Annotated in this window: 19 protein-coding genes; 8 read left to right on the forward strand and 11 right to left on the reverse strand. The window is 57.7% G+C overall.

Going from position 1 to position 22,536, the window contains the following annotated elements; genetic code table 11:
• Positions 1–148: 148 nt before the first annotated feature.
• Positions 149–1,057, forward strand: coding sequence for an AraC family transcriptional regulator (locus tag IV493_RS02275; protein ID WP_013359043.1), 909 nt, complete (start codon positions 149–151; stop codon positions 1,055–1,057).
• A gap of 30 nt (positions 1,058–1,087) precedes the next feature.
• Here the strand turns inward: IV493_RS02275 and IV493_RS02280 are convergent, their stop codons facing one another.
• The 5 genes from IV493_RS02280 to IV493_RS02300 form a co-directional block, all read right to left on the reverse strand.
• On the reverse strand, positions 1,088–1,750 hold the full coding sequence (locus IV493_RS02280; RefSeq protein ID WP_033733897.1) for a DedA family protein: 663 nt from the start codon (positions 1,748–1,750) through the stop codon (positions 1,088–1,090).
• 175 nt (positions 1,751–1,925) lie between these two features.
• A complete protein-coding gene (gene metC, locus IV493_RS02285; RefSeq protein ID WP_195857673.1) occupies positions 1,926–3,116 on the reverse strand; it encodes a cystathionine beta-lyase in 1,191 nt (396 codons plus the stop codon).
• A gap of 133 nt (positions 3,117–3,249) precedes the next feature.
• Positions 3,250–4,536 carry a TRAP transporter large permease gene (locus IV493_RS02290; protein WP_061063367.1) on the reverse strand — a complete coding sequence of 429 codons (1,287 nt, stop codon included), beginning with the start codon at positions 4,534–4,536 and terminating at the stop codon, positions 3,250–3,252.
• Between the two features lie 14 nt (positions 4,537–4,550).
• Entirely contained in the window at positions 4,551–5,057 is a 507-nt protein-coding gene (locus tag IV493_RS02295) for a TRAP transporter small permease (protein WP_013359039.1), read from the reverse strand.
• A 49-nt stretch (positions 5,058–5,106) separates the two neighbouring features.
• On the reverse strand, positions 5,107–6,078 hold the full coding sequence (locus tag IV493_RS02300; RefSeq protein ID WP_013359038.1) for a TRAP transporter substrate-binding protein: 972 nt from the start codon (positions 6,076–6,078) through the stop codon (positions 5,107–5,109).
• Between the two features lie 349 nt (positions 6,079–6,427).
• On the opposite strand from IV493_RS02300, the gene exbB reads away from it, so the two are divergent.
• From exbB to IV493_RS02315, 3 genes are all read left to right on the forward strand, one after another.
• Positions 6,428–7,150 (forward strand): tol-pal system-associated acyl-CoA thioesterase, encoded by a 723-nt coding sequence (exbB, locus tag IV493_RS02305; RefSeq protein ID WP_013359037.1) that lies wholly within the window; start codon positions 6,428–6,430, stop codon positions 7,148–7,150.
• 6 nt (positions 7,151–7,156) lie between these two features.
• Positions 7,157–7,579: a TonB system transport protein ExbD gene (gene exbD / locus IV493_RS02310; RefSeq protein ID WP_013359036.1), complete on the forward strand. Its 423-nt coding sequence runs from the start codon at positions 7,157–7,159 to the stop codon at positions 7,577–7,579.
• A gap of 236 nt (positions 7,580–7,815) precedes the next feature.
• The gene (locus IV493_RS02315) at positions 7,816–9,138 is read left to right on the forward strand and encodes an MFS transporter (RefSeq protein WP_013359035.1); all 1,323 of its coding nucleotides are present in this window, start codon (positions 7,816–7,818) and stop codon (positions 9,136–9,138) included.
• Here the strand turns inward: IV493_RS02315 and IV493_RS02320 are convergent.
• Genes IV493_RS02320 through IV493_RS02340 form a run of 5 tightly spaced genes read right to left on the reverse strand, consistent with a single transcriptional unit; the run spans position 9,135 to position 14,392 of the window.
• Positions 9,135–10,112, reverse strand: a complete 978-nt coding sequence (locus IV493_RS02320; protein WP_195857674.1) for a spore coat U domain-containing protein — start codon at positions 10,110–10,112, stop codon at positions 9,135–9,137. The two genes, IV493_RS02315 and IV493_RS02320, sit on opposite strands and share 4 nt — an antisense overlap.
• Entirely contained in the window at positions 10,109–12,556 is a 2,448-nt protein-coding gene (locus IV493_RS02325) for a fimbria/pilus outer membrane usher protein (protein WP_195857675.1), read from the reverse strand. The genes IV493_RS02320 and IV493_RS02325 overlap by 4 nt, the downstream gene beginning before the upstream one ends.
• Positions 12,557–12,563: 7 nt before the next feature.
• On the reverse strand, positions 12,564–13,259 hold the full coding sequence (locus IV493_RS02330; RefSeq protein ID WP_147789801.1) for a molecular chaperone: 696 nt from the start codon (positions 13,257–13,259) through the stop codon (positions 12,564–12,566).
• A 25-nt stretch (positions 13,260–13,284) separates the two neighbouring features.
• Positions 13,285–13,800, reverse strand: a complete 516-nt coding sequence (locus tag IV493_RS02335; RefSeq protein ID WP_013359031.1) for a spore coat U domain-containing protein — start codon at positions 13,798–13,800, stop codon at positions 13,285–13,287.
• A gap of 22 nt (positions 13,801–13,822) precedes the next feature.
• Entirely contained in the window at positions 13,823–14,392 is a 570-nt protein-coding gene (locus IV493_RS02340) for a spore coat protein U domain-containing protein (protein ID WP_013359030.1), read from the reverse strand.
• 545 nt (positions 14,393–14,937) lie between these two features.
• On the opposite strand from IV493_RS02340, the gene IV493_RS02345 reads away from it, so the two are divergent.
• From IV493_RS02345 to IV493_RS02355, 3 genes are all read left to right on the forward strand, one after another.
• The gene (locus IV493_RS02345; RefSeq protein ID WP_195857676.1) at positions 14,938–17,019 is read left to right on the forward strand and encodes a bifunctional diguanylate cyclase/phosphodiesterase; all 2,082 of its coding nucleotides are present in this window, start codon (positions 14,938–14,940) and stop codon (positions 17,017–17,019) included.
• A 144-nt stretch (positions 17,020–17,163) separates the two neighbouring features.
• On the forward strand, positions 17,164–19,311 hold the full coding sequence (locus IV493_RS02350) for a bifunctional diguanylate cyclase/phosphodiesterase (protein ID WP_147789798.1): 2,148 nt from the start codon (positions 17,164–17,166) through the stop codon (positions 19,309–19,311).
• 127 nt (positions 19,312–19,438) lie between these two features.
• On the forward strand, positions 19,439–20,842 hold the full coding sequence (locus IV493_RS02355; protein ID WP_147789797.1) for a PLP-dependent aminotransferase family protein: 1,404 nt from the start codon (positions 19,439–19,441) through the stop codon (positions 20,840–20,842).
• On the opposite strand, the gene IV493_RS02360 is transcribed toward IV493_RS02355, so the two are convergent.
• Entirely contained in the window at positions 20,839–21,321 is a 483-nt protein-coding gene (locus IV493_RS02360) for a YlaC family protein (protein ID WP_013359026.1), read from the reverse strand. The genes IV493_RS02355 and IV493_RS02360 overlap by 4 nt on opposite strands.
• 331 nt (positions 21,322–21,652) lie before the next feature.
• Between IV493_RS02360 and IV493_RS02365 the strand changes: the two genes are divergently transcribed.
• Positions 21,653–22,264 carry a cupin domain-containing protein gene (locus IV493_RS02365; protein ID WP_147789796.1) on the forward strand — a complete coding sequence of 204 codons (612 nt, stop codon included), beginning with the start codon at positions 21,653–21,655 and terminating at the stop codon, positions 22,262–22,264.
• Positions 22,265–22,536: the final 272 nt, after the last annotated feature.

Below are 22,536 nucleotides of genomic sequence, written 5' to 3' on the forward strand. Positions count from 1 at the left end.
CCAACAATTTTCAGCCTGCTCAGCGCCAGCAACAACAGCGGGTCTGCTCTCCTGCCCGATTCGGTAAATTTCTTGCCTGATTCTCCATGCTGCTGGCGGTTCAGGCATTAGCACGGCACACTGGCTTTTTGCCCGTAAAGGAGTCGCTATGGCGCACGATGCACTGTGTCACCGGCTGGCACAGCAGGTAGTCACCTTAATGACCCATGGTCGCGACCGTCTTTGCCCGGTCGAAAATGTGTCGCTGATTTATGCTAATCAATATCGTCCCCGTACGCCGATGATGTATCAGCCCGGCATTGTCATCCTGTTTCAGGGCAGCAAAACCGGCTATCTCGGCAGCACCGTGTTTCAGTATGACGCCAGCAAATACCTGATGCTGACCGTGCCGCTGCCGGTGGAGTGCGAAACCTGGGCCTCGCCGGAGATCCCGATTGCCGGGCTGTGTCTCAGGGTTGATACCGCCAGCCTGCAGGATCTGCTGATTGAAATTGGCGACGACGATCAGTTTCAGCCGCAGCCGCAGACTTCGGGTATTCACTCGGCCTGGCTGACGGAACCGATGCTGTGCGCCGCGGAGCGACTGCTGGATGTGATGACCCAGCCGCGCGATGCGCGCGTGCTGGGGCCGCATATCGTGCGGGAAATTATCTACTATGTGCTGACCGGCCCGATTGGCGGCGCGCTGCTTTCGCTGGTGAGCCGACAGACGCAGTTCAGCCTCATCGCGCGCGCCCTGCGACGGATTGAGAATCACTATGCGGAAAACCTCAGCGTCGATGCGCTGGCCGCGGAAGTGAACATGAGCGTCTCAGCCTTTCACCATAACTTCAAAGCGGTGACGCAGACCTCGCCGTTACAGTATCTCAAGCGCTATCGCCTGCATCAGGCGCGACTGCTGATGCTGCACGATGGACTCAAGGCGAGTGCGGCGGCGGTGCGGGTGGGCTATGAAAGCCCTTCGCAATTTTCGCGGGAGTTTAAACGCTATTTCGGCGTGACGCCGGGGGAAGAGGTGAGTCGTGTCAGGCAGACGGTAGCGGATCCGTCCGCCTGAGTGGCGGCGGATCCGAAAGCCAGACGCGCGTCAGGCGCGTTTCTGGCGACGCTTTTTCCAGATCACCACAATGCTGCCGGACAGGCCGAGCACCAGCAGCACCATCGGCAGTATCATCAGAATCGCCATTACCTGATCTTCATGACGCTTGATAAACGGTACCTGGCTGATGCCATAACCAAAGGCAACCACAATGCCGACCCACAGCACGCCGCTGAGCCAGTTAAACAGCTGAAAGCGGCCATTCTGCAGGCCTGCAATGCCCGCCATGGTCGGCAGGATAGTGCGGATAAAGGCAAGAAAACGGCCGACCAGCAGCGCCATCAGCCCGTGACGGTTAAACATATTCCAGGCGCGCTGGTGATACTGTGCCGGCAGATGCATCAGCCAGCTTTTCACCAGTCGGGTATTCCCCAGCCAGCGGCCCTGCAGATAGCTCAGCCAGCAGCCGAGGCTGGCGGCGGTCGTGAGGATCACCATCGTCGGCACAAAATCCATCACGCCTTTAGCCACCATCGCTCCGGCCAGCAGCAGCAGGCTGTCGCCCGGCAGGAAAGAGGCGGGCAACAGACCATTTTCCAGAAACAGCGTCAGAAACATCACGCCGTACACCACCCACACTACATCCGGATTTGCCAGCGCGGCAAAATCCTGATGCCAGAGCGCCTGGACAATCTCGTGTAAAACACCCATTAGCGATTCCATCACGTCACAAGGAACAATCCGTCTGCGTTCAGGCAGCACGGCAATCTCACCGGTAAGCTGAACGATGCGGGATAAATTTTAACAACAAATGAGCCGGTGCCCGGCAAACTCTCCGGGCCGCCGCTACGTGGTTTATCTTCTGTTTACTTTCTGTTTATCTGACTTAGCGCATCAGGCGCGCAAAACCGGCTTCCAGGTCAGCCAGCAAATCATCAACGTGCTCCAGACCAATGTGCAGCCGCACCAGCGTGCCGGTGAAATCCACACCGCCCGCCGGTCGAATCTCAGCCAGCTCTTCCGGCTGATTCGCCAGGATCAGCGATTCATAGCCGCCCCAGGAGTAAGCCATGCTGAAATGATGGAAGTGATCGAGATATTCCGCCAGTTGGGGCGCGTCTAATTTTTCCTGCAGGATGAACGAGAACAGGCCGCTGCTGCCGTTAAAATCGCGCTGCCAGAATGCATGACCTTTGCTTTGCGCCAGCGCCGGATGATTCACCCGTGCCACTTCCGGGCGTGCTGCCAGCCACTCTGCCACCTGAATTGCGCTCTCTTCATGCTGACGCAGACGGGTGCCCAGTGTACGCAGACCGCGGCTCGCCATGTAGGCGGTATCGGCATCCACCATCTGGCCCATCAGATAAGAGTTCTCACGCAGCTGGTCGATACAGCGTGCATTGGCGACCGCCGTGCCGATCATCGCATCGCTGTGACCAATCAGATATTTGGTGCCAGCCTGAATCGAAATGTCGATGCCGTACGCCAGCGCGTTAAACAGAATACCGGCCGCCCAGGTGTTGTCGATCATGATGATCGCCTCGGGCGCTTTAGCGCGTACCGCTGCCACAATCGCCGGAATATCCTGAACTTCCATCGTGATTGAAGCGGGCGACTCCAGGAAGACAACACGGGTGTTGGGTTGCACCAGCTCACCGATTTCACTGCCGATGCAGTGATCGAACCAGCCCGTGGAAACCTGCAGCTTAGCGAGAATTTTAGTACAGAAGTCCTGCGTCGGTTCATAGACCGCACCGCTCATCAGTACGTGGTCGCCCGCCTCGACAAACGCCAGAATCGCGTTTGCCACGGCAGCCGCGCCGCAGGGATAGAGCACACAGCCCGCACCGCCTTCCAGCTCGGTCATCGCATCCTGTAGCGCAAAGTGCGTCAGGGTGCCGCGACGGCCATAAAAGAGTTCGCCTTTTGCCCGACCGGCGGTGGCGCGTTTCTTGTCCGCAACCGTATCAAAAACCAGCGAAGAGGCGCGCTGAATGACGCTGTTCACCGAGCCCTGGGTATAACGCTTGCTGCGTCCTGCACTGACGAGCATGGTATCAATTTTTCTGGTGGTCATGAGTCGCCTTTACCGCTTCAGACTAAGCCCTCACGTTATCACGAAACGGCCAGCAGGGTTGAGACTCAATGGTGATTATCAGAGTGCGTCGCAGGAAAAAAACCGGCCCGCAAGCGAGCCGGTTTTCATTGCCTTACATCACGCCCATCAGGCGCGGCAACCAGAGTGAAATAGCGGGAATATAGGTAATCAGCATCAGCACCAGGAACAGCATGCCGTAGAACGGCAGCATCGCCCCGACGACCTGCTCAATCTTCTGCTTACTCACCGCGCTGGCCACAAACAGCACGGTGCCGACCGGCGGCGTAATCAGCCCGATGCCCAGGTTCGTCAGCATGATCATGCCAAAGTGAACCGGATCGACCCCCAGCGCGGTGGCTACCGGCAGCAGCACCGGCGTCAGGATCAGAATCAGCGGCGCCATATCCATCAGCGTGCCCACCACCAGCAGCAGGATGTTGATACACATCAGGATCACATATTTGTTATCGGAGAGGCTGGTGAACGCTTCGGTAATAATGGTTGGCAGCTGCATAAAGGTCATTACCGCGCCAAACCCGGCCGCGAAAGCGATCAGCACCATCACGATGGTGACGGTTTTAATGGTGCGGAACAGCAGGATATGCAGCTGACTCCATTTAAAGTCGCGATAGATAAACATGGTGACGAAGAACGCCCAGATACAGGCAATCGCAGCGGACTCCGAGGCGGTAAAGATGCCGGAGAGGATCCCCCCCATGATGATCACGACGGTAAACAGCCCCCAGAACGCGTCGAAGAAAATCTTCAGCGCCTGACGAAACGGAATACGCTCGCCTTTGGGGTAGCCGCGTTTACGGGCAAAGCCCAGACACATCACCATCAGGCAGGCCCCCAGCAGCAGGCCAGGAAAAATCCCGGCGACAAACAGCGAGGAGATAGTCACCATGCCGCCGGTCGCCAGCGAGTAAATCACCGAGTTGTGGCTGGGAGGCGTCAGCACCGCCTGAACGGAGCCGCTGGCGGTTACGGCAGCCGCAAAGTCACGCGGATAGCCTTTCTCCTCCATCTGCGGAATCATCACCGAACCAATCGAGGCGGTATCGGCTACCGACGATCCGGAGATAGCGCCAAAAAAGGTTGAAGCGACGATATTAACCAGCGACAGCCCGCCGCGAATAAAACCGACAAAGATATAGGCGAAGTTGACCAGGCGACGGGCAATGCCGCCCTCTGCCATAATCGCGCCAGCGAGGATAAAGAACGGAATGGTCAGCAGCGAAAATTTGTTAATTCCGTTGGTCACCTGAATCACCACCGCTTCCAGCGGCAGATCGATCCACCAGGCTCCGATAAAGGCGCTCAGTCCCACCGCAAAAGCGACCGGAAAACCCACCATCAGCAACACCAGCAAACTGCCTATCAAGATCAATGCATCCATTTTTCTGCTCCGCGTTAGTGGGTGCCGCCCAGCGTGACAATCGGCCGCTGGCTCTGATCGCCGCTCAGCAGACGCTCAATAACAAACAGCAGGGTGAAAATTGCACCAATCGGGATCGGCAGATACATCTCGCCGTAGGTCACTGCCGGGAGTGAGGCGAGGGTCTGCACCCACATCGCTTCGCACAGGCTGTAACTGGCCTGGAAGATCACCAGACAGGTGACGATCATCAGCAGATCGCTGACGCGCAGCATCAGGCGCTGCCGGGCAGGCGACAGGCGGTCAGTGACCATCGACACGCAGATATGGGTTCCGGCGCGCAGACCCACCGGTGCGCCAATAAAGGTAAAAATAATCATGCAGATAATGGCAACCGGCTCCGGCCAGGAGAGCGCGCCGTTCATCACGTAACGGGCGAAGATCCCAATCGGGATTACCGTCACCATGATCAACAGCGCCACGGCGGCCACCAGCATGCAGAGCAGATAAAGCCCATCCATCAGACGCGTATAAGCAGACATAATTGATACCTGATTAAATACGCCACACGGCAGCGCGGCGCGGAAAGGGTTATTTCACCTCAGCGATCCGGGTCATCAGATCCTGATATTTGCCGCCAAACTGATCGCGTACTGGCTGAGTCGCTTTGACGAAATAGTCGCGGTCGGTCTGCTGGAAGGTGACGCCGCCCGCCTTCATTTTGGCGATCGACGCTTCGGTATAGGTCGCCCAGAGCTGGCGCTCCTCATCCTGTGCCTCTTTGCCAAGCTTTTTCAGCAGCGCCTGATCCTCAGGCTTAAGGCGATCCCAGGCGCGTTTTGAAAACAGGATCATCTCTGGCTGGATAAAGTGGCCGCTGAGGGTGTAATACTTCGCGACCGGCATATAGTTATGGGCGACAAAGGTTGGTGGGTTGTTTTCGGTGCCATCAACCACGCCGGTCTGCATCGCACTGAACACTTCACTGACGCCCATCGCCACCGGATTGGCGCCCATCGCTTTCAGGGTTGCCAGCGAGATGGCGCTGTTCTGCACCCGGATTTTCATGCCCCTGAGATCGTCCGGCTTCACCAGTGGCTTCTTGGTGATCATGTTGCGCTCACCGGCATCGGTCCAGCCCAGGAACACCATGCGGGCGTTGGGATCGTTATCGAATTTGTCGGCAATCTCGCGGCCTATATCGCCATCCAGCACGTTGTGCATGTGGTCAACGTCGCGGAAAATGTAGGGCAGGGTCAGCACGCTGGTTTCCGGGGCAATCGAGGTGACCGGGGCCAGCGAGACGCGGATCATATCGATAGCCCCCAGCTGCACCTGTTGCAGCGTCTGATCTTCATCACCCAGCACGCCACCGGCGTAGAGCTTCATCTCCAGCCGTCCATCGGTGGCCTGTTTCAGTTTGTCGCCCATGTGTTGCAGAGCGACCACGGTGGGATAACCGGCAGGCTGCACTTCAGCCACTTTAATCACCTGTGCCGTGGCGGTGGCACTCGCTATCATCGCTGCCAGGGCACTGGCCACGCATGTTTTCATCATTCTCATTATATTGTCTCCCGCAGAGGTAAGACGGCCTGCGGTCAGGGCTAACCGCAGAGGGCCGTAAGGAGCCAGCATAGTGAAAACGTGTCTGAGTAAAATGCAGCAATGCTGATTGAATGAATTCCATCACATTTTGAAACGTTGTTTTAATAAATTTTCATGCGGCTTCACATTTTAGAAACATCCTCATAAACCGTGCCTGAACCTGCTCAACATCAGGTCAATAGGGCGGATCAGCTTTGTAAATAGTAATGAGAACGACTATCAATTCGCCGCCATTTTGCTATTATTTGCGCTTGTTTCGCATCCCTGAATCAGAAGTTGGAGAAGCAGCGTGGTAGCCAGTGATTTGATGCAAACGGACCTCTCCGTTTGGGGCATGTATCAACATGCCGATATCGTGGTAAAGGTGGTCATGATTGGCCTGTTATTGGCCTCAGTGGTGACCTGGGCGATCTTCTTCGGCAAATATGCCGAACTCAGCGCGGCTAAGCGTCGCCTGAAGCGTGAGCAACTGGCACTGGGCGAAGCCCGCAATCTGAATGACGCCGCCCGCATTGCCAAAGCCTTTACCGGGCACAGCCACTCTGTGGTGCTGTTGAACGATGCGCAGAATGAACTTGAACTGTCGGCTGGCGTGGAAGATACCAACGGCATTAAAGATCGCACCAGTTTCCGCCTTGAGCGCCGCGTAGCCGCCTTCAGCCGTCATGCGGGTCGTGGCAACGGTTTCCTGGCGACCATCGGGTCTGTCGCTCCGTTTATCGGCCTGTTCGGCACCGTCTGGGGCATCATGAACAGCTTTATCGGCATCGCGAAAACCCAGACCACCAACCTTGCGGTGGTGGCACCGGGTATTGCCGAAGCGCTGCTGGCGACCGCGATTGGTCTGGTTGCTGCGATCCCGGCCGTCGTCATCTATAACGTTTTTGCCCGCATGATTGCCAACTACAAAGCCTCGCTGGGTGATGTCGCCGCGCAGGTGATGCTGCTGCAGAGTCGTGATATCGATCTGGGCACCGTCGCCACAGAGGTTCCGCGTCCTGCGACCGCCCAGAAACTGCGCTTAGGGTAAGTTGTTATGGCCATGCGATTAAACGACGATCTGGAAACCGATGGTGAAATGCATGAGATCAACGTGACGCCGTTTATCGACGTCATGCTGGTGCTGCTGATCATCTTTATGGTGGCCGCGCCACTGGCTACGGTCGATGTGCGCGTTAATCTGCCTGCTTCCACCAGCGCGCCGCAACCGCGTCCGGAAAAGCCGGTCTATCTGTCGATTAAAGCAGATAAACAGCTTTACGTGGGTAACGATCAGGTAACCCCGGACTCGCTGGTTAACGTGCTGACCAGCCAGACGCAGGGCAACAAAGAGACCACCATTTTCTTCCAGGCTGACAAGTCGGTAGATTATGAAACGCTGATGAGCGTCATGGATAAGCTGCGCACGGCGGGCTACCTGAAAATCGGCCTGATGGGCATGGAAACCGTGAAGAAATAGCGGGTTATCCGGCAACATGAAAAGGCGACTGTTAAGGTCGCCTTTTTTTATGGCGACTCTTCAGCCAGATAAAATCAGGCAGATCAGCCGCCTGGCGGCTCACTTATGCTGGCTGATCTGAATTGTTAATTGGTTGTTACTTATGTACACAGAATTGTAAAGTGCAATGGTGAGCCAGGTCACATTAATCTCGCCTCAGGCAGGCTAAAACGGCTAAAAAACAACAGGAAGCCGTTATGAGTCACACCCCGTCTTTACAAAAGCCGCCGAAAAGTGCTGCCCGAACCATCTTTAACGTCACCAGTGGTAACTTTCTGGAGATGTACGATTTTATGGTGTTTGGCTATTACGCCACCGCCATCGCCAAAACCTTCTTTCCCGGTGATGACCCGTTTGCTTCCCTGATGCTCACCCTGATGACCTTTGGTGCCGGCTTCCTGATGCGCCCGCTGGGGGCGATCATTCTGGGTGCCTACATCGACCATCATGGTCGTCGTAAAGGCTTATTACTGACGCTGGGCTTAATGGCGATAGGTACCCTGACCATTGCGCTGGTGCCAGGCTACGCCACGCTGGGCGCGGCGGCACCGATTCTGATTCTGCTGGGACGCCTGTTGCAGGGCTTCTCGGCAGGGGTTGAGCTGGGTGGCGTATCGGTCTATCTGGCGGAAGTCGCGCCGAAAGGTCGCAAAGGCTTTTTCGTCAGCTGGCAATCAGGCAGTCAGCAGATTGCGGTGATTTTTGCCGCCCTGCTGGGCCTGATGCTCAATCATCTGCTGGCGAAAGAGGCGGTGACGGAGTGGGGCTGGCGTATCCCGTTTGTGGTCGGCTGCCTGATTGTGCCGTTCCTGTTCTACATTCGCCGGATGCTGGAAGAGACCGAAGCGTTCAGCAAACGTAAACATCATCCGAGCATGACGGAAATTATGCGGTCAGTTGCCAGCAACTGGGCACTGGTGCTGGCGGGTATGCTGATGGTGGTCACCACTACGGTGATGTTCTACATGATCACTGCCTTTACCCCGACCTTTGGTAAAACCGTGCTGATGATGAGCGATAAGCAGGCGTTTCTGGTCACCCTCTGCGTGGGTGTCTCAAACCTGTTCTGGCTGCCGCTGATGGGCGCGCTGTCGGACCGCGTCGGTCGCCGTCCGCTGCTGATCATTTTTACCCTGCTGATGATTGTGACCACCTGGCCGGTGTTGCACTGGCTGGTGGGATCGGCCAGCTTTGCTCATCTGCTGGAAGCGGAACTGTGGCTGTCGTTTCTTTATGCCAGTTACAACGGGGCAATGGTGGTGTATCTGGCGGAGATTATGCCTGCTGAGGTGCGCGCCGCCGGTTTCTCTATGGCCTACAGTCTGGCGACGGCGCTGTTTGGCGGCTTCACGCCTGCCATCTCCAGCTATCTGATCCACGCCACCGGTGATAAGGCGATGCCGGGCGTCTGGCTGACCTTTGCTGCCGTCTGCGGGCTGATCGGTACACTGTTGATTGGCCGGATGGTGAAACAGTATCAGTTGCGCCACAGCGCGACGCCGGCCAGCGCTTCCCTTTAAAAAGACAAATCGACCACCACGCTGTCGCTGTAGTTACCGGCAGGCGGCGTGTTCTGCGTGGTCAGGATGCGCGCGGTGTAGTTAAAGCCGCGCGTCAGTCCATCCGTAGATACCGCCGTCGAGGTGGTACTGCTCCAGCGTTCCGTACCTGCCGGGCCCCAGCGATTGCTGGTGGTACTCTTATAAATCTCATAGCTCAGCCGATTCGTCCCGCTCGCCATATTCCTGACGCTGCTCACCGCATAGCTGCCATTGCTCAGTCCGACGGTATAGGTGCTGCCTTTACTGCACAATACATTGATGGTCTGCGAGACGGCGGAAAAGCTGCCCACCAGCGGCGCGCTGCCAAAGCTGATATTGGGCGAGGTAATCGTCGTGCAGTCATTGGTCAGGATAGCGGTGATGTTAATCGGGATTACGCCGCTGCCGGTCTGCTCACTTAAGCAAAGGTTGCCCACGCCGACGCTGGTGCAGATGCGATAAGTCACCGCCATGTTCAGCGTCACCTGATAGGTTCCGGCGGCAACCACCTGACCGGGAACGGTGCGCAGATAGACCGGAATGGCGAAGTTAAGGCTGCCCAGCAATCCCGCCAGGTTAATCAGCGTTTGTGAGCCATAGACAAAGGGCGTGCCACCGATGGTCAGTTCGGTGGCGCAGGCACTATCGGTGCAGAGTTGCACCGGCACATTATCGCTGCCGGTGTCACCGCTACGCTTGAGGATACCGCGCGTACCGCTGACAGTGGTTGCGCCGGTCAGCTGAAAGGTTATCTGGTTATTGCCGAGCAGCGACAGCGACGAGCCGGAGCCACAGTTGACGTTGGCGTTGGTGGTGACCGAGCTGACGGTGGTATTCGCCACAAAGGTGGTGACCGAACCAAAGCTTGCCGTGGAGGCGGGCAGGGTACAGGCGGCGTAGCTCAGTGACGGCAGTAGCAGCAACAGGCCAGCCAGTAACAGCGATCTCATCATAGTGGATTTCCGGACGTAAAAGGTTCAGCAGGCGCGGCGGCGCTGCCTGCAACAGGAGCCGGCAGCGCGCAGGTCAGAGGGCCATAGGTTTTCAGCGCCTGCGGCTGACCGCTGGCGATATGCAATTCGGTTTCGCAGCGTCGACCATCTGGCGTCACTACCTCGATCGGATTGCTGGCGGTAAGATCTTCCATCCAGACGATGCCATCCCAGCCGACATATCCGGTGGGATGGTCAGGACGCTGCACCAGGCTTGAGACCGGCAGCGGCTGGCCCTGCGCATCGACCAGGATCACGCTGGCGGCGCGCAGTTTCTCCACCGGGAAGTTGAGCAGGTAGCCGCTCTGACGTTTTACCGCGAAGCGCTGCTCAACCTGCGGCGTGGTCATATCGGCGGGCAGGTCGAGGGTGTCGATATCATATTTGGCCGGATAGTAGCTGCTGATGGCGGGCACCAGCAGATAGCCCTGTTGATTGGTGCGTCCCATCGACTGATTTTCGTAGCGCACGTTCACGTCGGGATAGCTTGTTTTCACCAGCACAAAGGCGTCGTTGATGGCGTTAGCGGCAAAGACGCTGTTATCCATTAATACCAGCGCACCGGAGAGATCGGCCCATTGCGTGAGGTTGTCATCATCGCCATAAAAACCGCCGGAGGTATCAATCTGGTTATTGCGATAGCGCAGACTGCCCTGACGATAATCGCCGCTGTCACCGCTCTGATTCGCCCATGAGGCATCCCAGGCGAACCCGCCGTCGCTGGGCATGGCGCTGGAGGCGTAGATACGCTGGCTGTCGCGACCGCGCTGATCGCGTTCGGTGCTGATGGCCGCGCTACCCTGTTCACCAAACGGGATCACCAGCGAGAGGGCACCGGTCCAGCTCTTCTCCTGCTGATCGCGGCTGGCAGAGACATAGAGGCTGCTGTTACCCCACAGGTTTTTACTCCATGAGAGGTTCCACAGGCGGGTGCGGTCGCCCTGGCCGTCGGTGATATCGATGAAAGCGGCACCGACGCTGCCAAACTGGTTCAGCGAGACGCTGGCGCTGTACTGCGCACTCCGGCGCGACAGCGCGTAACGGCTATCCGCCTGGCTTCCGGCTCGGCTGCCGACCAGCGCCAGATTGCCGAAGTCGCTGCTGCGCTGGGTCTGCTGCGTGCCGATGTTGAACCAGCTATTGTTGTACTGATAACCCCAGCTGTATTGCCTGCCGCTCTCGCCCTCAAGCTGACTCTGCGCTACCGCGCCGTTGACCACGCCCCAGCTGCCGACGCGCAGCTGACCGCCCAGCCCGCCCATCGCCAGGCTTTCGCTGCCTTCAGCGTGACTCTCCAGCGTCAGCCAGTCGGTCATGCCATATCGGTAAGAACCGCTGGCGGCGGCCTGCCCATAATCGAAGTTTTTTATGCCGTAGTTCTCGCGGATCGCGCCAGCGGAAAAGGCATAATCCGACAGGCCCGACTTCAGCAGATTACTGGAGACGTAAAACGGCATGGTGGTAGTGACGCGACGGCCCACCGCATCGGTGGTGGTGATCACCGCGTCACCCGCGCCGTTAACAAACGGCACATTGGTCATCGACCAGGGGCCTGGCTGCACATTTTCCTGGCTGGAACGATAGCCGTTGATAAAGAGATCAACGGTGGAGGGAACAGCTGCCTGGCCGGAAAAAGCGGGCAGCGGATAGGTCACCAGATCGGGACGGACGCTGAAGTCGCGGCCGACGCGGATGCCGCCAAGCCGCACGCTGCTGCTCCACGCCAGCGAATCGGTGACCAGATCGCCAACCCGCCAGCTTACCGCCGTGTTCTCATCTTCATTGCTCCACCAGCTGTCGTAGCGGATGTAGCCATCGTTCTGATAAGTCTTGCTGCCCTCCAGCTGTTGCTGCCAGACACCGTTAGTGGAGACGTGTCCGGTCTCACCAAACATCCGCAGTTCATGTCCGGCGGCAAGGCGGGTGCCGCTGTTATCGGTGCGGCTGGCGTAAAGATCGTAGTTAATCAGCGCACCGCTGCTGGTGCGGCCTGGATAACGCGGTCCGTTCTTTGCCTCACCAATGACCTGACCGGGCAGCCAGTCAGGCGGCACGGTCAGCAGCAGGCGCTGCCGCGCAGCGTCATACTCCACGCTGATGGATGGCAGGCTGCTGACATCAATCTCTGGCTGCTGGCCCAGCTTAGCCGGTGGCAGACCGGCACGCCGCAGATCGCCGCTGCGCAGCCAGAAATGACCGTTGCGCTGCTCCACCGCCACAATGTTGCCATTCGCCTGCTGGTTAATCACCAGCTCCAGCATATAACGCTGACCGCTGCCGGTGCTCTGCAGGCTGGGCGGCGGGGGCAGGGATGAGTAAGTCTCCGCCAGTACCGGATCCGGCGTAAGCGTGTAAATCACGCTGGCCACCGCCAGCGCGCAGGGATGCAGGGAAAAGGGTCTCATTCAGCGCTTACTTCTGAGCAGCGCTGCGCCACTGGCTTTTGTTCACGTCAGCGGTAAGTTCGCCCCCCACTGGCGAGGTGAGCGGCCAGCGATGCGTGCTGTCTGCCAGCACATAGCCGTATAAGCCTTCGCCCAGTTTGCGACCGCCAATCGCCACATTGCTGAGCCGGGCGTGGCCGTTGCCGCTGTTGGTCAGCTGAAGCCAGCGCTTGCCGCCCTCGCTGATCTGTTGCCAGCGCAGAGCAGGGCGGGCGCTGTCGGTGGAGAGCCCGGTACCATACACAAACAGCGGCACCGAATAGCGCATCTGAAAGGTCAGCCCGGCCTGATTCTCGCCAGGATTGTTCGGCGTCGGGATCTCATCCAGCACCACCCGATAGGCCAGCTCTTTACCGGCCGCCGGGGGCGTCTGTTTAATCAGCCTGACCAGCTGTTTCTGGCCCGGCTCCATTCGTACCATCGGCGGGCTGGCGACCACCTGCTGCTGGGTCTGATACTGCTCCTGACTGTTAATCTGCTGCCAGCTGAAAACCCGGATCTGCATCATGGTCGTACTGTTACCGCGATTCTCCAGCCAGAGTTCGCTGGCTTTCTCTTCAGGGTTAATGGCGGGGTCGATAGGCCAGATCATCACCGAGTTAGCGGCGAAGGCCGGAGAGAGCAGGGTGGGACTCAGCAGCAGCAGGGCGCGCAGTGGCTTCATGATCATATCCTTGTTTTCTATCGCCTCACCAGCTCAGGGTGACGGTCAGCGTGTCGGTATAGACGCCGGCGCGCGCAGTGCCGGGCAGTTGTAGCTGGCCATAGATCGGCAGCGTAATGTTATTGGCATTGCTATAGCTCAGCGACACCGCCTGGTTTACCGGGATGACCGTGGTGCGGCTGGCGTTGCTAAAGAGCGTATAGGGAACGGTATTGGTGAAATTGGGCAGCTTCAGATTACGGGTCGTCGTGAAGTTGCTGCCCTGATTGATGCTCATGCTCAGCGTGGTGCCTGGCGTACAGGCAAGGTTAATGGAAGTGCTCTGCACGAAGCTGGCGTTGACGGTGCTGGTCGCCACACCAGACTGCGTGCCGAAATCAAGCGTGCCGAAAACGCCGGTATTGGTACCGGATATCACGCAGCCTGCCACAATCGACGCCGTAACCTGGAAAGTGCTGGTAGGCAGACTCCAGGCGTTAACGCTCCCTATCAGCAGAGGCAGACCGCGTGCGATCGTCAGGCAGGCTCGCCAGAGAACCACCTTTATTTACCTGCGAGAGCAGTTAATAGTTCACGGCAACGTTGATCGTATCGGTATAGGTTCCGGCAGGGATCAGGGGGTTAAAGCCGCCGCCGACCACCCGGCCATAAATGGCGTAGTTGGTTCCCCGCGTCGGATCCGTCGTACCACTGGAGGCGATCGGCGTATTGTTGGCGATAGCCGTGGTGAAGGAGGCGTCACTGTAGAGGGTATAGGCGATACCCTGCGCATTATTCGATCCCAGAATCAGATAACGCGGCGAGGTAGAGGCAGTGCCATAGATAGTAGCTGGCGCAGCATTGCTGCTGGTCACCACCACGTTGTAATCCTGACCGGTGGTGCAGCGCACAAAAATACCGTTACCGGCTGCACCGACCAGGGTGGCGTTCAGGGTATCAAAGGTGGCGGCGCTGCTACCAAAGTTCAGGGTACCAAAGTTAACGCCCGCCGTGGCTGACTGTCCGTTTACCAGACAACCGGTGGTCAGTGTTAACGTGGCATTGATGGTTCCTGAGGTCGTAGCCGCCTGGGTTAATGATGGAACAGCAACAGTTAATCCTGCAGCGGCAAACAGAAAAAGCTTGAGTTTCATAATATTTCCTTACGGATTATCGAGAGTCAGTGCTTTTTCACCCGGTGTTTATTAACGATTCAACCCAAAGTAAGGAAATAAAAATAACAAGTCCGGCAGCGCCGTAGTCCTAAGAAAAATCTCAGACTTAAGAATGATGATTTATATCAGTTTTATTTACTATAGATCAGTTAAAGCGTTACGCGAAGTGCGGCTGTTTATTTTTCGTTAATCAAATGGTCTTTCTGGCCGATAACCCAGTTACAGCAAGGCGTAAAAGCGAGACGGCAAAACAAAATCCCTTGTTTTTTCGGCCTCTGGTATGCTTTCTGCTTCGGTGATATGTTCCTGTACCAATCAGACATAATAACGATTTACCGCCAGAGACAGCAGGCGGTTAATAAGATGCAGGTCACAAATGGCCCTGCGTTTATGGGCCTGTTTTGCCCGGTCTTCAGGGCCAGTAAATACTGAAGTTAATTAACTTTCACCCATTGGGTGTTTTTAAAATTACTTTTCTGACTTTACACAGCACCTGCTTTTCTGCGGGTGGTGAGGAGTTGTACATGTTGCTTGTCACCTGGGATAGCGTGCTGATCTGCGTTTCGCTGCTCGTGGCGTTTATTGCCTCTTTTACAGCGCTGGACACTGCCGGACGGGTGGCGGTCTCCCATGGCTGGAGCGCGCGGTTCTGGCTGCTGGTGGGCGGCACGGCAATGGGGATTGGCATCTGGGCCATGCATTTTATCGGGATGCTGGCAATGATGATGCCGATGACGATGCGCTATGACACGCGGCTGACGATCCTCTCGCTGCTGGTGGCGATCCTGGCGTCAATATTCGCCTTCGGCCAGACGGTTGGCGGCCTGCATCTCACCCGTCAGCGGCTGCTGCGCGGCACGCTGATCCTGGGCGCGGGCGTGGTGGTGATGCACTATCTTGGTATGTCGGCCCTGCTGATTGATCCGCAACCTGAGTGGAATACGCTGCTGGTGGCGCTCTCGGTGCTGATTGCGTTCGTCGCCTCGGGCGTGGCGCTGTGGCTGGCGTTTCATCTGCGGCAGGGTGACCATCATCTGCTGCTGATGCGTGGGCTGGCCTCAATAGTGATGGGGATCGCGATTGCAGGCATGCACTATGTGGGCATGGCGGCGGCGGCGTTCAGCCACGACAGCACAATGCTACCGCACGGCGTCAGTAATCCGGGACTGGCGGTATGGGTCTCGCTGATTACGCTGAGTATTCTGGGGATCACCCTGCTGAGTTCGATGCTGGACGCTCAGGTGCGCGCCGCGCGGCTGGCAACCCGGCTCAATCGCGCTAACCAGGAGCTGCGTCAGCTGGCGATGCATGACAACCTGACGGCGCTGCCCAACCGGGTGATGCTGGAGCAGCAGCTTGATCTCGCCATCAAACAGGCGACGCTGAATGAAGATCGCTTTGCCGTGATCTATATGGATCTGGACGGCTTCAAGGCGGTCAATGACACCTGGGGACATCACGTCGGTGACCGGCTACTGGTGGCAGTGGCGGAACGGCTACGCAGTCAGCTCAGTAACACCATGCTGCTGGTGCGGCTGGGCGGGGATGAGTTTGTGCTGATGGCGGAGTGTGATATCAGCCCGGCCCGGCAGCTGGCGCAAAAACTGGTGAAAGTAATCGGTTCGCCGTTTGAACTTGACCGCTATGTACTGCACGTTTCACTCAGTGCCGGTATTGCGATCTTTCCACTGCATGGCTGCAGCCGGCAGGAGCTGTTGTTTAATGCCGACGCGGCGATGTACCACACCAAACACAGTGGGCGAAACGGCTGGTGCCTGTTTGAGCCCGCCATGAGCGCGGCAACGCAGCATCAGCTGGAGCTGGCCAACGATCTGTGGGAAGCGATCGATCGCCAGCAGATGCGGCTATTCTATCAGCCCAAATTCCGTTCCGGCGGCACACGATTAATGGGATTTGAAGCGCTGCTGCGCTGGCAGCATCCGCAGCGTGGTCTGCTGACGCCTGAGCTGTTTTTGCCGCGCGCCGAAAAAACCGGTCAGATTGTGGCGCTGGGCAACTGGGTGATTGAGGAGGCGTGCCGTCAGTTAAGGATCTGGCACAGCCAGGGACACAGCGACTGGACGGTCTCGGTGAATCTCTCGGCATTGCAGTTTCACCAGCGTGATCTCCTCAGCACGCTGACCGGGACGCTGGCGCGTTACCAGCTGTCAGGGAGCGCGCTGATGCTGGAGATCACCGAAACGATTGCCATGCGCGACCCTGTTTTCAGCCAGCAGCGGATTCGGGAGTTGCAGCAGGCAGGCGTCAGCGTCGCCATTGATAACTTCGGTATCGGCTATGCCAACCTGTTGCATCTTAAGCATCTGGATGCCAGTGAACTTAAAATTGATCGCAGCTTTATCAACTGCCTGCGACCTGGCAGCGAAGATGCGACCGTGGTCAGCGCCATGCTGACGCTGGCGCAGAGTCTCAACCTGCGCATGGTAGCGGAAGGCGTTGAGACGGAAGAGCAGCAGCATCTGCTCACCAGCTTAGGCTTTGATGCATTGCAGGGATATCTGCTGGGCAAGCCAACGCCTCCGGATCGGGTTGACGCGTTCAGTTTTCCCGCACTGCGGCAGCCGGTGTCGTCGATTTCTGGCTGAAGCTGACGATAGATTTCATCACTCAGAATGAGTGGAAAGGATGCAGGGTTCGCGGCTCATTAACCGCCGGGCTATGCCGATAACTCATACAAATTTAAAAAAACCTCTGCCCAACCACCAGCACGGCTTTCGCGGGAATGCACTATGTTAGCAACCTCATACGACTCTTTTATCGTCATCGTCTCAGTTCTTGTCGCGATGCTGGCTTCGTTTACCGCCTTAGATATGGCGGGACGGGTGGTACATTCTACCGGCAAAGTGGCGCTGGTCTGGCTGTTCGGCGGCGGTTTCTCCATGGGTATTGGCATCTGGGCGATGCACTTTATCGGCATGCTGTCGATGAGCATGGAGATGGTCATGAGCTACAACGCCGGACTTACCGCCCTCTCCGCCGCCATTGCCGTCTGCGCGTCGATATTTGCACTGTGGCTGGTCTGCAGCAGTGGCGATCTGCCTTTGCCGCGCCTGGCGGGCGGCGCGCTGATCCTCGGCAGTGGTGTCGCGGCGATGCACTACACCGGCATGGCGGCGCTGATGTTCTCGCCCGGTATCGTCTGGCAATGGGGCTGGGTAGCGCTGTCGGTGGCGATTGCTCTGGCCGCTTCGGGCGCGGCGCTGTGGCTGGCGTTTAACCTGCGTGAGGGTCAGACCGGCCGGGTCACACTGCTGCGCATTGGCGCTTCGGTGGTGATGGGCTGTGCGATTGCAGGCATGCACTATACCGGCATGATGGCAGCAGAGTTTCCCACCCACAGTCATTCGGTCGGGCAGGGCGTTAACAGCAACTGGCTGGCGATTCTGGTCACGGTGGTCACCATTTCGATTCTGGGCATTACCCTGCTGGTCTCGATGCTGGATGCGCGGATGCAGGCGCGTACCTCGATTCTCGCCAGTTCGCTGGCTGAAGCGAATCGCGAGCTGGCTCAGCTGGCGCTGCACGATAACCTGACCCGGCTGCCGAACCGTATCCTGCTGGAGGATCGACTGGAGCAGGCGATCAACAAAGCGAACCGTGAGCAGACGCAGTTTGCCCTGATGTTTATGGATCTCGATGGGTTTAAGGCGGTTAACGACGCCTTCGGACATCACATTGGCGACAGTCTGCTGGTCGGTGTGACCGAGCGGATGAGTCAGCAGATGACCGGCTACTACACCCTGGCGCGGCTCGGTGGTGATGAGTTTGTGCTGCTGGTTGAGATAGACGATCCCAATGATGCAGCTGCCATCGCCGATAAGCTGGTTAAAGCGGTGGATCGCCCGTTTGATATCTCACGCTATGAACTGGTGGTCTCACTGAGTCTGGGTATCGCCGTCTATCCCGGTGATGGCGTGGATGAGCGGGAACTGATGTTCAACGCCGATGCGGCGATGTACCACACCAAAAATAATGGCCGCAACGGCTACACCTTCTTCCAGCCCTCAATGAACATTCAGGCGCAGAGCCAGCTTCAGCTGAATAACGATCTCTGGCATGCGCTGGAGAACGACGAACTGCGCCTGTTCTATCAGCCAAAATATTGTGCGCCGCGCGGCCCGATCCTCGGTTTTGAGGCGTTGCTGCGCTGGCAGCATCCGAAGCGTGGCCTGCTGTCACCCGATAAATTCCTGCCGATGGCGGAAAAGACCGGCATGATTGTCAGCATCGGCAACTGGGTGATCCATGAAGCCTGTCGTCAGCTGCGGCAGTGGCATCTGCAGGGCCATCCGGACTGGTCGGTGGCGGTGAACCTGTCGGCGCTGCAGTTTGAACAATCGAATCTGGTAGAGACGGTGGTGGATGCGCTGGCAAAACATCAGATTCCGGCCGAACTGCTGACGCTGGAAGTGACGGAGACCACTGCGATGCGCGATCCCGATGAGAGCGTGCGTATTCTCACCGAGCTGACCCAGCTCGGCGTAAAAGCCTCGATTGATGACTTTGGTACCGGCTACTCCAGCCTGCTCTATCTGAAACGGCTGCCGGCCAGCGAGCTTAAGATCGACCGGGCCTTTGTGAATGAGCTGCAGCATCAGAAAGAAGATGCCACCATCGTGTCGGCGATTGTGGCGCTGGCGCAGTCGCTGCAGCTGAAAGTGGTGGCTGAAGGCGTTGAAACCGCTGAGCAGCAGGCCTTTCTGACCAGCCTGGGCTGCAATACGCTGCAGGGCTATCTGCTGGGCAAGCCGGTTCCTCCTGAGCGGGTGCCGGATCTGGCTAATTTTGTGGTGCCAGAAACGGAAGCGGCGATGGCAAATGTGAGCCCGATGACTGAGGCCGATCAGCCCCTGACGCCACAGGTGGCGGTGATCTGACGCGCCTGAGCAGCGCCGAATCAGCGTAATCGGAGACGATAAGCGATGCGCGCCGCCTGTCATTGGTCGCCGTGCGTGGTAAAGTCTCGCGGTCAGACTACTCGCGGTAAACAAGGAGAGGCGACCCGTGGCGAAATACCAGCGCTTGATGGATGAGATTCAGCAGCAGATAGAGGCCGGCATCTGGCTGCCGGGCACCCGATTACCGTCGCTGCGTCAGCAGGTCGCGCAGCAGGGTGTCAGCCTGATGACGGTGCTGCATGCCTATGAACTGCTGGAAAGTCAGGGCTGGATCGTCTCGCGTCCACAGTCGGGTTACTACGTGGCACCGCGTGCCTTAGCGGCTGCACCGCTGAGTGTGGCGATCAGCGAGCAGGTCGATATCAACGACTTTGTGTTTGATGTACTGCAGGCCACGCGCGATCCCGCCATCGTGCCGTTTGGCTCTGCGTTCCCCGATCCGGCACTCTTTCCGCAGCGTCAGCTGATGCGCTCGCTGGCGAACGTCTCTCATCATCTGACCCCAACCGATGCGCTGCACAATCTGCCACCCGGCAACGCTACGCTGCGACAGCTGCTGGCGCAGCGCTATGCGCGTCAGGGCATCACCCTGTCGCCGGATGAAATTGTCATCACCAGCGGGGCACTGGAGGCGCTGAACCTCAGCCTGCAATCTCTGACCGAGCCTGGCGACTATGTGGTGATTGAGCAACCGAGTTTTTATGGCGCGCTGCAGGCGATTGAGCGGCTCAAGCTTAAGGCGCTGGCGATTCCGGTCGATGCAAAGCAGGGCATCGATCTCGTCCAGCTGGAGGAGGCGCTGCAACGCTGGCCGGTAAAAGCCTGCTGGCTGATGACGACGCTGCAGAATCCGCTCAGCGTGACGTTAACACCGGAGCGCAAACAGCAACTGGTAGCGCTGCTGGCGCGTTATCAGGTGCCGATGATTGAAGATGATGTCTATGCCGAACTCTGGGCGGGTGAGGCTGCGCCGCTGCCCGCGAAGGCCTGGGATCGCCAGGGAAACGTGCTGCACTGTGGCTCGTTTTCCAAGTCGCTGGTGGCGGGTTTCCGCGTCGGCTGGGTGGCAGCGGGACAGCATGCGCAGCGCATTCAGCGCCTGCAGCTGATGAGCACGCTCTCGACCAGCGCACCGATGCAGCTGGCGCTGGCCGACTTTCTTGCCACGCGGCGTTACGACACCCATCTGAAGCGGCTGCGACAGATACTGGCGAAGCGACAGCAGATGGTGCGTCAGGCGCTGCTGAAGGTGCTGCCGCCGCAGGCGACGGTCAGCGAAGCGCGCGGCGGCTATTTTCTCTGGGTGACGTTGCCGGACAGCATCAATACTACCCGGCTCTACCAGCAGGCGCTGGCGCAGGGGATCAGTATTGCACCGGGGCAGTTGTTTTCGGCAGGAGAGCAGTTCAGTCACTGCTTCAGACTGAATACCGCCTGGCCGTGGGATAGCCGGGCCGAGGCGGCAATAGCGACGCTGGGTCAGTTAATGGCGCAACCGCAGGCGGATTAGACGCGTGCCGCTTCCTGGTGGCCCCAGGTCAGGTAGTAGACATCATAAAAGTCCACTTCACCTTTTTGCGTCAGCAGACGCTGGATACCACTTTTCACCCGTTCCGGCGTTTCAGGCAGCGACAGAATGCGTGAGATAGCCTGCTCGCGCACCGGCTGAACGTAATACCACTCACCGTTGTAGCAGACACGCAGATCGAGCGCATCGATATCTTCAAAGCGATATTTCGGGTTGATATCAAGCAGCATCAGCACGCTCATCACCAGCACAAATGCGGTGGCAAACCAGAAGGCGGGCCAGCCGAGCATCTCGGTGGTGAAGATCAGCGCCACGCACAGGCCGTAGCAGAGATACATAACGGCCCAGAGGCCGGGATGGTTCTTCAGAAACGAGAGGCTAAAGCGCGGCAAATTGTCGCGACGTTCTTCGCGGTTAAGCGTGGCGATCTCGTCAATCAGGATTTGTTTAATAGCGTCCATTTGTTACCTCACTGTCATCTGTTAGCTATTACAACAAATAACAGTCAAGCATATCAGAAACAGATCTGTGCGATTTTTGTATAACAGTTTATCAAAAGAGTGTCCGGACATCAGGCTGCCGTATCTGCGTGCCGGGCCGCCTGACATTTTGCAACACTTTGCCGCAGTAAGAACCGCTATCCGCAGGCGTACAGGCACTATCTGGCCCTATTGTTAACGACACATTTGGCTTTAGTCAGCAATATCAGTCGATTATCTCAATTGTGTCGTCCGGCGCACATTGCATTGTGCTGCGGGTTTGCCACACTTAGAAAAAAACCGGAGAACCTGTATGCGTGCCTCATCCTCCAGTCTGTTATTAATGATGTCCTTTGCCGCGGGTACTTTTTCGGCCGGGGCCTCTGATAATCCTCAGCATCTGATGCTCGCCATCCCGTCGGGCGGCGTACCTAATAACCCGTTACCTCTGATTATCTGGCCGCGCGTGGTGCCGGAAGAGGAGGAGATCGCAGCGTGGTTTGAGAAAACTTTCGACGAAAACGGCTGGCCACCCGCCTGGCGCTATCCGATTTTCCCCTATACCCACTTCCATCCCAACACCCATGAACTGCTCGGGGTTGCGGAAGGCTGGGCGGAAGTGCTGTTTGGCGGCGACAGTGGCCGGATGGTCACCCTGCGCGCAGGCGATGCGGTGCTGATCCCGGCAGGTGTCGGTCATCGCCAGGTCAGCGCCAGCGAAGATTTTATGGTAATTGGTGCCTATCCGCACGGCATGTCGCCTGAGACGCTGCGCGACGAACCCGCGCAGCTGAAAATGGCGCAGGAGCAGGTGAAAAAAGTGCCGTTGCCGACACAGGATCCGTTCACCGGTAAAGAGGGCGCGTTAACCGAGATCTGGCAGCCGATTGCCGCGATGCATTTACAGCAACAGATGGACCTGTAAACGTCGTTTCTGCCGCGAAATGATTAAGCGCGAGCCAGTCTCGCGCTCTGACCTGGCTCGCTGTAAAACCTGCCTTAACGCCTGACCTCAGGCGCTTATCCCGATCATCACATCATTGAACATTTGCTCGCCGCTGCCGATAACTCCCCTGTTAAGATTAGTTATTCTTCTTAATACGCTTGTCTTCGCAGACCTTTTCCGCTTTAGTCTCGGCTCGCGATTAAGAACATTCCTAAGCCTTTACCGGGCTACCGATCAGCAGGCAAATAACA

This window comes from Pantoea sp. SM3640, assembly GCF_015654165.1.
Classification (GTDB): domain Bacteria; phylum Pseudomonadota; class Gammaproteobacteria; order Enterobacterales; family Enterobacteriaceae; genus Pantoea; species Pantoea vagans.